This is a genomic window from Bacillus sp. 22446 (assembly GCF_052044955.1).
In the GTDB taxonomy this organism is placed as follows: domain Bacteria; phylum Bacillota; class Bacilli; order Bacillales; family Bacillaceae; genus Bacillus; species Bacillus altitudinis.
Window position 1 is genome coordinate 384759 of sequence record NZ_JBQEOD010000001.1, and the last position, 13297, is coordinate 398055.

The 13297-nt window shown below is 40.6% G+C and carries 15 protein-coding genes; 4 read left to right on the plus strand and 11 right to left on the minus strand.

Annotated elements, in window-relative coordinates:
- Positions 1-21 precede the first annotated feature (21 nt).
- On the minus strand, positions 22-171 hold the full coding sequence (gene rpmG, locus ACTJJD_RS02100; RefSeq protein ID WP_008360061.1) for a 50S ribosomal protein L33: 150 nt from the start codon (positions 169-171) through the stop codon (positions 22-24).
- A 451-nt stretch (positions 172-622) separates the two neighbouring features.
- Here rpmG and ACTJJD_RS02105 point away from each other — a divergent pair, with 451 nt between their 5' ends.
- Together ACTJJD_RS02105 and ACTJJD_RS02110 are read left to right on the plus strand one after the other, a co-directional pair.
- Positions 623-970, plus strand: coding sequence for a hypothetical protein (locus ACTJJD_RS02105; RefSeq protein WP_003217285.1), 348 nt, complete (start codon positions 623-625; stop codon positions 968-970).
- Complete coding sequence (locus ACTJJD_RS02110; protein ID WP_008342335.1) at positions 967-1467, plus strand: endolytic transglycosylase MltG; 501 nt, start codon at positions 967-969, stop codon at positions 1465-1467. Before ACTJJD_RS02105 ends, ACTJJD_RS02110 begins: the two co-directional genes overlap by 4 nt.
- Positions 1468-1511: 44 nt before the next feature.
- On the opposite strand, the gene pstB (ACTJJD_RS02115) is transcribed toward ACTJJD_RS02110, so the two are convergent.
- The 9 genes from pstB (ACTJJD_RS02115) to ACTJJD_RS02155 form a co-directional block, all read right to left on the minus strand.
- A complete protein-coding gene (gene pstB / locus ACTJJD_RS02115; protein WP_017367606.1) occupies positions 1512-2294 on the minus strand; it encodes a phosphate ABC transporter ATP-binding protein PstB in 783 nt (260 codons plus the stop codon).
- A gap of 15 nt (positions 2295-2309) precedes the next feature.
- Positions 2310-3122, minus strand: coding sequence for a phosphate ABC transporter ATP-binding protein PstB (gene pstB, locus ACTJJD_RS02120; RefSeq protein WP_366967242.1), 813 nt, complete (start codon positions 3120-3122; stop codon positions 2310-2312).
- A gap of 23 nt (positions 3123-3145) precedes the next feature.
- Positions 3146-4030, minus strand: a complete 885-nt coding sequence (pstA, locus tag ACTJJD_RS02125) for a phosphate ABC transporter permease PstA (protein ID WP_007501259.1) — start codon at positions 4028-4030, stop codon at positions 3146-3148.
- Entirely contained in the window at positions 4030-4956 is a 927-nt protein-coding gene (pstC, locus tag ACTJJD_RS02130) for a phosphate ABC transporter permease subunit PstC (RefSeq protein ID WP_440608058.1), read from the minus strand. Before pstC ends, pstA begins: the two co-directional genes overlap by 1 nt.
- Positions 4957-5035: 79 nt before the next feature.
- The gene (locus ACTJJD_RS02135) at positions 5036-5953 is read right to left on the minus strand and encodes a phosphate ABC transporter substrate-binding protein (protein WP_440608059.1); all 918 of its coding nucleotides are present in this window, start codon (positions 5951-5953) and stop codon (positions 5036-5038) included.
- A 214-nt stretch (positions 5954-6167) separates the two neighbouring features.
- Positions 6168-8303 (minus strand): peptidoglycan D,D-transpeptidase FtsI family protein, encoded by a 2136-nt coding sequence (locus ACTJJD_RS02140; protein ID WP_039964027.1) that lies wholly within the window; start codon positions 8301-8303, stop codon positions 6168-6170.
- A 122-nt stretch (positions 8304-8425) separates the two neighbouring features.
- Entirely contained in the window at positions 8426-9712 is a 1287-nt protein-coding gene (locus tag ACTJJD_RS02145; RefSeq protein ID WP_008342348.1) for an MFS transporter, read from the minus strand.
- A gap of 123 nt (positions 9713-9835) precedes the next feature.
- On the minus strand, positions 9836-10444 hold the full coding sequence (gene sodA, locus ACTJJD_RS02150) for a superoxide dismutase SodA (protein ID WP_007501264.1): 609 nt from the start codon (positions 10442-10444) through the stop codon (positions 9836-9838).
- Positions 10445-10627: 183 nt separating this feature from the next.
- Entirely contained in the window at positions 10628-11113 is a 486-nt protein-coding gene (locus ACTJJD_RS02155; protein ID WP_017358001.1) for a DUF456 domain-containing protein, read from the minus strand.
- 143 nt (positions 11114-11256) lie between these two features.
- On the opposite strand from ACTJJD_RS02155, the gene ACTJJD_RS02160 reads away from it, so the two are divergent.
- Positions 11257-12009 (plus strand): DUF1189 domain-containing protein, encoded by a 753-nt coding sequence (locus ACTJJD_RS02160; RefSeq protein ID WP_017367612.1) that lies wholly within the window; start codon positions 11257-11259, stop codon positions 12007-12009.
- Between the two features lie 241 nt (positions 12010-12250).
- Here the strand turns inward: ACTJJD_RS02160 and ACTJJD_RS02165 are convergent, their stop codons facing one another.
- A complete protein-coding gene (locus tag ACTJJD_RS02165; protein ID WP_017367613.1) occupies positions 12251-12796 on the minus strand; it encodes a GNAT family N-acetyltransferase in 546 nt (181 codons plus the stop codon).
- Between the two features lie 184 nt (positions 12797-12980).
- Between ACTJJD_RS02165 and ACTJJD_RS02170 the strand changes: the two genes are divergently transcribed.
- Complete coding sequence (locus tag ACTJJD_RS02170) at positions 12981-13283, plus strand: hypothetical protein (protein WP_007501268.1); 303 nt, start codon at positions 12981-12983, stop codon at positions 13281-13283.
- Positions 13284-13297: the final 14 nt, after the last annotated feature.

The following is a 13297-nucleotide window of genomic DNA, read 5'->3' on the forward strand; positions in this document are numbered from 1 at the left end:
AGCAGGAAAATTCCCTGCTGCTTACTTTGTTTCACGATGTAAAGTTTGTTTTTTATCACGTGAGCAATACTTTTTGAATTCAACGCGATCTGGATTGTTTCGCTTATTCTTTTTAGTAATATAGTTACGCTCACCGCATTCAGTGCAAGCTAGAGTAATATTTACGCGCATGTTTTTCCCTCCAAACTAAAATCAATTCACATTCAGACCTAACTATAATACCACTTCTAGCTAAGGAATGCTAGAATGTTTTTTCACCAATTTCATTTTTCAATGCATTCCACCCGCATCCTGATTCATATTGTCTGGTCATGTGATGAAAAATCGCCTTCTCCCCTATAAAAACACGTTCTTTGTCGTACTGTATACATGAGAACCCCCTCTTTGTTCCACAGCTTTTTTTCATCTGATCCGTCTTCATTTATTTTAACAGCGGGCAAGGTTTTCATACTTGGTTTCCCTATAAAAAGAAAAATGATGAAAAAAAGGTGATTTTTTCAGCAATTCCTTTTGAAACTAGCTTTTTTATGGTATAAAAAAGAAGGGTCGAAAACTGTCTGAAACAATCATGAGAGCCTTTTTTGGCTTTCAGCATTAAAATATGAATAAAAGGTGATGAAACATGGAAATTGCAATTATCGGATTGCTTGTTGTCAGTATTGTACTGATCGCATTCTCATATTTTCAAAGAGAGCCGATTAAAGAAGTCGAACAGGAACTTGAAACACTTCAACTATCTGCAATGCAAGAAATCTATAAACTGAAAAAGAAAATGAAGGTTCTTGAAGAAGAATTGCTTGAAACAAACATCGTTGTCCGCAAGCATTCAGAAATTGATCCATCTATTGCAAGACAAATCATTTCAAAGCATCAAAATGGCATGTCTCCTGAGGCGATTGCGCGCGCTGAGCATGTATCTGTAGAAGATGTGAACATGATCATTAAAGACAACGAGAGGGTGCTTGTATGACGAAAAAAAGCATCCAAACGTTTGCAGCAGGTATGATTCTTGCAACCGGTGTTCTGGCGATCGTTTTTTTCCTTACTGGAAAAGATGAAGCGGCGGCTGATTCTACAACAAAAGAAACCCTCGCAGCGAAAGTGACAGACACTGACGTGAAAAATTACTTAGACTCTAAAAAAGAAGTCTCCGTCAGCCGTGAAACATATCAACAACTTCTTGATTATAAAGAAAAAGCGTTGAAAGCAAATGAAGACGGCGATTCTCAGAACGATAAACAAACAACGGACAAGCCAAAAGGCAAAACGGTTAAATTCGTGATTAAAAATGGTATGAGCACAAGTGATGTTTCAGACATGCTTGAAAAGGACGGAATCATCAACTCGTCTAAAGATTTTAATGATTACGTAATAGACGCAGGCTACCATAAAGAAATTCGTGCCGGCAAATTCAATTTAAAAACAGGTATGACATTCAAACAAATCGTCAAAGCCTTAACAAAATAACATCAAAAACCCCCTGGCGGCATTGACCTCCAGGGGGTTTTTGATTATCCAAATCGTCCTGATATATAATCATTTGTTCTTTGATCATTTGGCTCTGAGAACATCACATTCGTATCATTGACCTCAACAAGCTCGCCCATCAAAAAGAACGCTGTTCGGTCTGATACCCTTGCCGCTTGCTGCATATTATGCGTCACAATGGCAATCGTATATTTCTCTTTCAATTTCATGATTAATTCTTCAATCTTTAATGTTGAAACAGGATCAAGCGCAGATGTTGGTTCATCCATTAATAGAATATCCGGGCTTGTGGCAATGGCTCTTGCGATACAAAGACGCTGCTGCTGACCGCCGGAAAGACCTAATGCAGGCGCACTTAATCGATCTTTCACTTCATCCCAAAGGGCAACATCACGAAGTGCTTTTTCAGCGATTTCTTTCAATTGTTGCTTGCTCTTCACCCCATGAATTCTTGGCCCGTAGACGACATTATCAAAGATAGATTGAGGGAATGGGTTTCCTTTTTGAAAGACCATCCCGACGTTTTTACGCAGTTCCACTAGATCGACACGGCCTTTTAAAATATTGTCACCGTTATACATCATATCCCCGGTGATTTTCACACCTGGCACTGTTTTGACCATGAGATTTAAGGTCTTTATAAATGTTGACTTTCCGCAGCCGGACGGACCGATAATCGCTGTGACCTCATGCTCTTTAATGTCTAAATCAATATGCTTCAGTGCGTGATGTTGTCCGTACCAAAGGTTCATATCATTCACACGAAACACTTCTTTTTTGGCTGTTTCAGTTGCTACTGCATTCATCAAAATCCACCCGCCTTATCCGAATCGACCATTAATATAGTCTTCTGTTTTTTGCTGCGCAGGACGTGTAAAGATACGTTCAGTCGCATCGTATTCCACTAGATCACCGTTCAGGAAAAAGGCTGTATGATCAGATACACGTAACGCTTGCTGCATATTGTGTGTGACAATGACAATCGAATAATCATGTTTTAATTCCGATAATAGTTCTTCAATTTTTGCATTTGAGATCGGGTCTAAGGCAGAAGCCGGTTCATCTAATAAAAGCACGCTAGGTTTCATCGCAAGGGTACGTGCAATACAGAGGCGCTGCTGCTGGCCGCCTGATAATGATAAGGCAGAGCGGTGCAAACGATCCTTGACCTCATCCCATAGCGCTGCCTTTGTTAAGCTTTCTTCTACCGCATCATCAAGCACTGATTTCCTTTTTTCACCCGCATATTTTAGCGCATGCGTAATGTTGTTGTAGATGGATTTAGGAAATGGATTTGGCTTTTGGAAGACCATCCCGATTTCTCTTCTTAAATTCACCACATTAATACGGTCATCCAAAATATTTAACCCTTCGTACATGATCGCCCCTTCACTTCGTGCACCTGGAATTAGGTCGTTCATGCGGTTAATGCTGCGTAAAAAAGTCGATTTTCCGCACCCTGATGGGCCGATTAATGCAGTAATTGCATTTTTTTCAATTTCAAATGAAATTTGATTGACTGCTCTTTTTTCACCATAATAAATACTTAAATCCTGCACCTGTAGAATCTGTTCCGCTTGAAGTGGAACCTTTTTTGCTGCAATCTCTTTTTTTTCTGCTAGCATTTGAACCATATCCCCTTCACACCTCTCACTATTTATTTTGACGTAAGCTTCTTATGAATAAATGAACCAAGCCATCTAGCTGCTAAGTTGAATACTAATACAGAGAGCACAAGTACGGCTGATGCACCATTTGCAATGGCCTCTGCATCTGGAATAATCCCCTGTGTATTGACGTTCCATATATGAACGGCTAATGTTTCTGCCGGTCTAAAAATATTCAGTGGTGATGTATCGGAGAAAGGACTCCAGTTTGTAAAATCAAGACGCGGTGTTGAAAGACCTGCTGTGAAAAGAAGAGCAGCCGCCTCACCGAAAACTCTTCCCGATGCTAAAATCGCTCCGGTAATAATGGATGGAATCGCACCTGGGATCAGAACCGTCTTCACTGTATGCCACTTTGTCACACCGAGCGCAAGCGATGCTTCCTTTTGATCCTTCGGTACAGATCGAAGTGCATCTTCTGTCACCCTGACCATCACTGGCAGGTTAAAGACAGTCAGCGCAAGGGCTCCTCCGATGATCGTATAGCCCCATCCTGTTAAATTAACAAACATCAGCAAACCAAACATACCGATGACGATCGATGGCAGAGACGATAACACTTCAATACATGTACGAATAAAATCAGTCACTTTGTTTTGAGGTGCATATTCTGCCATGTACACCCCACCGCCCACGCCAAGAGGCACGGTAAACAGCATCGTAATAAATAGAATGTAAAACGAGTTAAACAGCTGATCCCTAATACCGCCACCAGAACCAATCGCACTTGAGCGTGTAGTCAAAAAGTCAAAATTTAATTCTTTGGCACCGTTGAAGATGATATAAGAAAACAAGCCAACAAGTATCGCCGTAATAATGGCGGCACATAATCCAAAAACAATTGTGGCAAAACGATCGGTCATTTTGCTATTCATTAAATCTTCCTCCTAGATGACAAGTATCTGATAATGAGTATGAACATAAATGATACAACTAGAAGGACAAGTCCCATTGACCAAAGTGTATTGTTTTCAACACTTCCATACGTTGTATGTCCCATGTTTAACGTAATAATGGTTGTTAATGTACCAGCTGTGTCCATAATACTTTCTGGTAGATTACGCGTGTTTCCAATGACCATCTGAACGGCAAGGGCTTCTCCAAATGCTCTTGCCATTCCAAGCACGACTGCTGTCATTAATGTCGGAAGCGCTGCAGGTACAAGAACACGTCTGATCGTTTGCCATCTTGTTGCGCCTAATGCATACGATCCCTCACGTAAATTTTTTGGAAGTGAAGCCATTGCGTCAGTTGCAATGGATGTAACAGTTGGCAGAATCATAATAGAAAGGACAATCGTTCCTGCTAAAACACTGTGCCCTGAACCGCTTGACTTAAAGTGTCCAATAAACGGCACCAATACTGTAAGACCTATGAATCCGTAAACAACGGATGGAATCCCTACAAGCAGTTCAATCACTGGCTGGAGAATTTTCCGTCCCCATGCAGGTGCAATTTCTGTCATAAAGATCGCTCCTGCGATGCCTAGCGGTGCTGCTATGAGTGCTGATAGAAGCGTGACAGCGATTGATCCAAAGATAAATGGAAATGCGCCGTATTGCGGATTTTCTGCTGTAGGGTTCCAATTGATACTGGTTAAGAACTCAATTGGGCTTACACCATTTACGATGAAAGATTGTAAACCCTTAATGCCAAGGAAGATTGTGATGGCAATTGATACAGCAATCATTAAGAATGCGCAAAATTTCACCAAAATACTTCCTCTTACTTCATCCATTTGCCTATTTTTTTTCGAGCTGATCAGTCGATCGCTCGCTTCTGTATGTTCTATCTGTTTCATCTTTTTCTACACTCCTATGAATGTCATAAAAGGAAAAGTGAAAAGCTCCACTTTTCCTTCATCATCAATTCAAGACCCTTTAATTATCTGTTTGTTTGCCTGTTGCGTCTCTTTCTACTTTCATATTAGAGACTGAGATGTAGCCTTGGTCTTTAACGATTTCTTTTTGTACTTCGTCACTCATCAAGTAATCTAAAAATTGTTTTGCTAAACCTTCTGGCTCACCTTTTGTATAAGAGTGCTCGTATGCCCAAATTGTATATTTACCGCTTTCTACATTGCTTTCTTCTGGTTTCACACCATCAATGCTAAGCGGTGTAATTTTGTCATCTGTTAAATAAGAGAATGCTAGGTACCCAATCGCACCTGGTGTTTCTGCAATCAACTTTTTCACTGTGTTTGAAGAATCCTCTGTGATTCCTTCTGCAGGAGTCGCGCCGTCAAGTGCATATTTCACAAATGTTGCACGGGTTCCTGATGAGTCTGGTCTGTTCACAAGTGTGATTTTTTGGTCTTTCCCGCCAAGCTCTTTCCAGTTTTTGATTTTACCAGTGAAGATTTTTTTCAATTCGTCCTTTGTGATGTCTTTGACACCAACTTCAGGGTTAACAGCTGCGGCCATTCCAACAACTGCTACTTTGTGGTCTTTTAAAGCTTTTGCGTCGATTCCGTCTTTCTCTTCTGCGAATACATCTGAGTTCCCAATTTGTACAGATCCTTCTGATACTTGAGAAAGTCCTGTTCCTGAACCGCCGGCTTGTACTTGAATATCGGCTTTTGGATGTTTATCCATGAATTTTTCTGCTGCCGCAAGAACTAAAGGCTGCATCGCAGATGATCCTGAGATGGTAATGGAACCTGATGCCTCATCTTTGTTTGAAGCATTTCCTTTACTGTCTTTTGAATCTCCGCTTGAGCTGCTGTTTCCGCATGCTGTGACGAATGCTAACAATGCGATAGTAAGGAAAGTAAGCAGCCATAATTTGTTCTTTTTCATTTCAAGAATACCCCCTGAATAATTTGTCCTACGAGTAATACATTAAAGGTTCTTTATTAATTTCGTTTAAATGGAATGTTAAGGTTTTGTAAATGTCGGAGATTTGTAGAGAAATTGCGGGGTTTTTTATGATTTTTGTCAATTTATATCGAAAAGTTTGAAGAAAATATAAAAAAACGCCCACAAAAAGTGAGCGTTTTTACCTAGAATAGGTCTAGTTATTTGTTTCTGCTTCATTTTCAATTTTGTTTTTGTTCTTCGCTTGTGTATCATTGCTTTCCTGTTTCGATTTCAGTTCAAAGTACTTGTCTAATACTTGTTCACCAATATCATTTGTAATCGGATAGCGCTGGTTGTAATCTTGATACACCCAAGGCACGACAACTGAAATCGCTACTTCTGGATTATCAGCAGGCGCATACGCAACAAGTGTTGTGTTATATGTTGGTGTGCCGCGTTTGCTTTTAATCGGGCCGTCATAGAATGATTGAGCGGTCCCTGTTTTGCCAGCTGGATTGTATTTTTTGTTGCCAAAGTTCGAATATGCTGTCCCTCTTGGGTTCTGCATCACAAGCTTGAATCCTTGCTGTACGCGTTTGATCTCATCACTTGTCATATCGAGCTTATTCAGTACATCCGGCTTGACGGACTCCGTTACAGCCCCAATGCCTCTTTGCGGATCTGGCTCTCTCACTTCTTTTACGAGCTGAGGACGTAAACGATAGCCGCCATTGGCAATCGTTGAAACGTATTGCGCCATTTGCAGCGGTGTAAACGTGTCATATTGTCCAATCGCATAGTCAAGTAAAAGACCAGATTGTGTAGATGTTCCACGATAGCCAGTTGCTTCGTTTGGCAGGTCAATACCTGTCTCCACTCCAAGACCAAATTTACTAAAATTGTAACGGAACGTATCAAACGCCTTTGTATCAATTGGGAGCGGCTGATTCTTACGATATTCCCCTTTCCCAATTGCAATCGCTGTTTTAAACATATACACGTTTGATGAACGTTCTAGTGCGGTTAAATCATTAATGAGACCCATATTTTGATAGGATTTTTTCGGCGGTGACTGAGCGATATAGAGCGGTTCATCGTATTGGGTGCTTCCAATATGAAGGACGCCTGTTTTATAACCTGTCAGCACAGTTGCCCCTTTTACTGCTGATCCCATCGCATATGATGATGTCATCGTTCCTAGTGCATAGTCATCAAATTTGTATGACCCATTCTTATTGGTAATCTGTTTACCCGCAATCGAGAGTACTTCCCCATTTCTCGGGTCCATCATGACAACAAACGCACGATCAAGAAGTTCTGTGCCGCCTCTTTGCTTCGCACTTTTCAAGTTCTTTTCGATGATTTTTTCCACCGCTTTTTGCAGCTGAATATCAATCGTCAGCACAAGGTCTTTCCCGCTCTTTCCTTCTGTTAACACTTTAGAGCTTGTGACATTGCCTTCTTTATCTGTTGTACTTTGTTCTTTTTCTTTTTGACCTTGCAGCACATCTTCATATTGATATTCAAGATAGCTTTTTCCTACACGATCATTTCGGCTGTAGCCGAGTGATAGATAATGTTCAAGCAGTGACGACGGAAGACCTTCATCACTTGAAGACACACTGCCGAGCATACTGCGGAGCAGTCCTTTATAAGGATAGCTGCGTGACCAGTCTGTTGTGACATCTACACCTGGCAGCTCGTCCAAATGCTCAGAGACGTAAGCAATTTCACTTGGCTTTACATCTTCATTTTTAATGAATTGAGGCGTAAGTGCATAGCCTGCGTCCATCTGTCTTTTAATCGCAAGCACTTGCAAATCTTTTTTCGTCAGTTGATTTAATTCTTTGTCTGTGATGCGTTTCAGCTGGAGCTCGTATAGTTTATCATCAGAGACCTTATCGTCACCCTTTAAATCGGCTTCTTTTTGAACAAGCTTTTTCGCTTCATTCGGATGGGTTAAGATCCAGAAATCTTTTTTATCACGATCTGTGATTTTCTTCGTACTTACGTGAATCATATCCGCTAATTTTGTTGCCACTTTGAGCCGCTCTTCTTGTGAAGTCGTCGAGGTTCTCGTATATGTAATGGCATTTAGCGCTTTATTGCTGACAATCGTGTTATAATTTCGATCATAAATTTTTCCGCGCGGAGCAGATGAGCTGACATTCACGTCTTCTTGTTTTTCTGCCTGCTTTTTATAATCTTCTCCATTCACAATCTGCACAAAACCGAGTCTGACCACAACACCGGTAAAAATAATGAACGCAGCTAAAAATAATAAATTCAGCCGGATCGGAAGTGTTTTGCGCCCTTCCTTCGCGTCTTTTTTGTTTTTCTTGTTTCTCATCACATCACCTTTTCTATCAAGAAAGAAATGGCACCCCTTTTTGTGTATAAAAGGTGCCATCATCATTTTAGCGGTTTTTCTATCATTTATCTAGAAATTTGATGTTCCATTGGTAAGAAATTTTACCTTTCTCCCTTCATAAGGTTCGTTTGAGAAACAGGCTTTTGACCGTCAGCCTCTTCTATATCAGCTGTTTTCTCTTTTAAATGAATGTCCTTTACAAAATAATAAATAAGGGTGTGCCCCGCTCCAAGTACGACTAGTGAAGCAGGAATCCCAAGCCGATCGCCCAGTAAGGTGACAGATAAAAGAAAAAAGACAATCGAACAAATACGCCCGGCATTTAAAAATAGTTCTCTGACGACAATATATTCAATTCGGGCTTTTCTTGCATATCTAGCATGACCGATGACATCGTAAGTTAAAGAGACATACGGAACTAGCAGAAGCGGGTAGCCGATCGCAATGGCTACAGCGTACATAAGCAGTGATACATAGGACAAGTGAAAGACGATTAAAAATAAAGCGCCGTATAAAATAAGCCCGCCAAACATAATCGCTTTTTTGCGCCATTTTTTCTTAATCAAACGAGTAGCAAAAAAATAGGCAAAAAAGGCAACACCTGAATTGACTAGACCAAATGTGCCTAAAGCAAGCTCACTGTTTGTTGCAATAAACACAAAGACACTGATTAAAAAGACAAACACGCCTTCACGGAGCCCCTGAAAAAAGTGAGCAGTTGTGATCTTACGCCAATTCTCGTCCGCATGGCGCTCTTTCCAAATTTGCTTAATGATAAATTTTCCTTTTGATTGTCTCCTCTTGAGGAAAAAACTCATCACAACCGCTAGTGAAAACAAAAAAAGCGATAAAGTGAAAATCACTGTATAGCCTGTATCATCCGTTAATTGAGAAATCACAATTCCTGCAATGAGCGGCCCGATCATACCGGCTGTAGAGGTAAGCACTCCTAAAAATCCATTAAAGAAATCCCTTGTTTCAGGTTCAGTAATCTCAAAAGTGAGCACGTTAAAGGCAAGCCAGTAAAAACCATAGCCGATTCCAAGCACACTGCCTAATAACACGAGCCGAGCTGCCGCTTGCTCTCCTGCCATGAGAACAATTAAGTAAAAAGCGGCTAAGAAGATGACACCGAAACGAAGGACAAATGCACGATCTATTTTTTTAGCGAGCCGTCCAGCAAATAAAAAGGTAATGGGCTGAAGGACAACAATCGCCAAGTTATAAATCGCAAGGTCTGTAAATCGCCCAGACTGTTTCCATAAATACACGTTCACAAACGTATTCGAAAGCGCAATCGCAAGTGCGTATAATCCGCCAATCGTGAGGAGGAGCAATAAATCTCTTGTGACATCCATGTCCCCGAACATTTTCTTTAATCTGCTCATATCATTCATTCTCCTTTTCTACACAATAGTCTGTCTCATCAAAAGGCAGATATGTAAAAAAAGGAGGGAAAATATAAAAAGACCCGCTCTCAGAGAGAAGCAGGTCTTTTCAAATCAAATCATTTATTTAGCTTCGCTGTAAAGGCGAGCCACTTCATCCCAGTTCACAACATTCCAGAATGCTGAAATGTAATCAGGACGACGGTTTTGGTAGTTTAGGTAGTAAGCATGCTCCCAAACGTCTAGTCCTAGGATTGGTGTTTTTCCTTCAGTTAAAGGAGAATCTTGGTTTGGTGTGCTTGTGATTTCAAGTTTGCCATTGTTCACAACAAGCCATGCCCAACCAGAACCAAAGCGTCCTGCAGCTGCTGCAGCGAAATCAGATTTGAATTTTTCAAATCCGCCTAATTCTTTTTCGATCGCATCTGCAAGTTCACCAGTTGGTGCGCCGCCACCGTTTGGTGAAAGAAGCGTCCAGAATAATGAGTGGTTCGCATGTCCTCCGCCATTGTTACGTACAGCTGTACGAATGTTTTCAGGCACAGAGTTCAAGTTAGCCACTAGCTCTTCAATTGATTGATCTTCAAGAGCTGATACACCTTCGATTGCTTTGTTTAAGTTTGTTACATAAGTGTTATGGTGTTTTGTGTGGTGAATCGTCATTGTTTCCTTGTCGATATGTGGTTCTAATGCATCGTAAGCATATGGTAATTCTGGAAGTTTAAAAGCCATGGTTAAATTCCTCCTTAGAAATGTATGTACTGAAATGCTTCCTTAGTAAGCAAGCAATTCACCCTAATCAAAGAGTATCAAAAGAAACGGCTTGTTTCAACGTTATTGCTCATGATCTGAAACATTTCAGTGTTTATTTTGTATTTAACCCTTCTGAAAGAGTGTTAAACACCGATTTTCCATTTAGCGAAGCACATAAAACAAAAAGATTCCCAGCATCAGTGCTTGAATCAACCCTTTTGCAAATACGCCTGACACAAAACCAATTAATGAGCCAAGCCCCACTTTCACACTTGTCTTCAGATCTTTTTGATGAACGAGCAGCTCTGCGATGACACTGCCGATAAATGGACCAATGATAATTCCAGCAATCGGAATCACAAAAGGACCGGCTAAAAGCCCAATGGTACTTCCCCAAATGGCCGCCCGGCTGCCACCAAAGCGTTTCACCCCAATCAAATTGGAGACATAATCCGCGGCAAATAACACAGCTGTAAACATGGCTTGAATGAGCCAAAAGGTGAGCGTCAATTTCTCAAAGCTAAAAAAGAGCCCATATAAAATAAACCCAAGAACCATGAAAACCACACTAGGAATGATTGGATAGACAAGTCCCACAAACGCAATGATAAATGCACAGCCGATCAAAACCCAATATAGCACGTCCAATCCGCAGCCGCCTCCTTTTTATATGCTGTATACATTATGCCTCATTCCTTCTATCTTAACCAGCAATGAAGGCCGTACTTGTACTGGATGGATAGACATTGATACAATGTGAGAAATAGAAAAGAATGTAGGAAGTGAATCGGTTGAACGTATTTAGTTTATTGTTAAAAGGAATTTATTCACCAAAAGATATTGCCAGAGCACGTTTTACTGGGATTGGAAAGGCCATTTTATTCATCTTTATCCTTTCGATCATCGCAGCTGTCCCCCAGGGCTATCATATGAGCCAAGAGATTTCAAATGCGATGTCAGGATTTCAGCATGTGATTAAAAAAGATTTACCCGACTTTTCCATTGAAAAAGGAACGCTTCAAGCGGTCCAAAGCACGCCGATAGAAAAAGAAGAAAACGGCATCACGATTATCTTTGATCCCGCTGAAAAAATAAAATCAAGTGAGCTTGAGTCAAAACAAACAGCCATTGCGTTATTGAAAGAAAAAGCAGTGATTGCCATTGATGGACAAATGACAGATATTCCATACCAGCTGCTTGGCGGAACACTCACAAAAGATGAACTTGCCAGCGTCACAAACCAGAATCAAGCGATCATTATCCCTGTCATTTGTGTCCTGCTGTACCTATCTACTGCTGCTCTCATGTTCATCAGCGCAACATTCCTAGCCATGCTTGGCACATTTATTAAACGAATGCAGCAAAAAGAGCTGTCCTTTCAAATGCTTTGGAAGCTCTCTGCCTATTCACTCACATTAACAACCGTCTTTTTCGCCATCATGAGTGCATTAAACACGCCGGTTGCGAACTCATTTTTATTAAATTGGGTGATTAACTTTATTTTCTTATATCTTGTCATTAAAGAAATACCTGCAAAAAAATAAGCTCCCTCATTTTGGGGAGCTTTCAGATTGTTGACAAAGGGCTAAAATGTTGTTGATTTTAGCCCTTTGTCTTCTTTTCAGCGTGATAGAAAACCTTTGCATTCTAGGAAGGACAGCTACTTTGACGGAGCGAATTTGTCATTCGTGAGTACCAGCGCGCAGGACTGACAAAGAATGCGATGGTTTGCCTACACGCTGTAAGTTCCCTCATTTTAGGGAGCTTTTTTTATTTGTCTTGACCCTATGACTCATCTGGATGGATGATCGCAAACATATAGTGATCCTCCCACTTATCATTGATCTTTACTTTTTTACGATGAAGTCCCTCATTTTCAAACCCTGTCTTCTCAAGCACACGAATGGAACCAATGTTAGATGGTTTTACGCCAGCCTCAATGCGGTGAAGGTACAATTCATAAAAGGCATAATCGATAATCAAACGAATCGCCTCTGTCATATACCCCTTCCCGCCTTGCCTTTCATCAAGCACATATCCAAGCAAAGCCCCTTGAATCGGTCCTCTTTCAACAGAATGGAGTGAGATCGTTCCAATTAATGCATCTGTTTCATTTAAGAAAATACCGTGCATATAGGCTTCATCTTTTGCACGCCTTTGCATACTGCGGTTAATCCGTTCCTTTTGACGAGGTACAGTAAAAAAATCATCCTGAACCAAAGGTGTAAATTGCTGAAAATAAGTGCGATTCTCTCGTTCAAGTGTTAATAGAGCTTCTGCATCACTTTCTGTTAGTGTTCTTACATATATATTCTGACTGATTTTCTTCATATACTCTCCCCCTTTTTTTATTTTATCATAATAAAGAAAGGGCTTCGGCTTATCAAAGATTTTTCCGATTACAAGTCATAATAGAACTCACTAGAACCACCCTTCCTAGCTTTTTCACTCTTTTTGTTCTATCAACTCAGGGACAAACATACACTGAAGTAAACTCTTAAAAGCGGTGAGTAAAATGCGGCGAATTATTTTTTTACTAGTCAGTTTGTTTGTCCTCTTTATTATCTTTTTTGATTTGAAAAATGGAACGATCCCCGTTCAGGAAGGACCTGCTGTTCCCGCCAGCGCCTTTCAAACAGCTGAAAAACAGGCATATAAAACTGTCACTGTTAAACAAGGTCAAACCGTCGTCTCTATCGTACATACAAGTAAGCCATTAGATGAAGTGATCGAAGACTTTGAAGCACTGAATCAAGGCGTCAAAGCGAACGAAATTCGGGCAGGCAGCACATACAAGTTTCCGGTCTATAAGAGATAAAACGTTAATTCCTT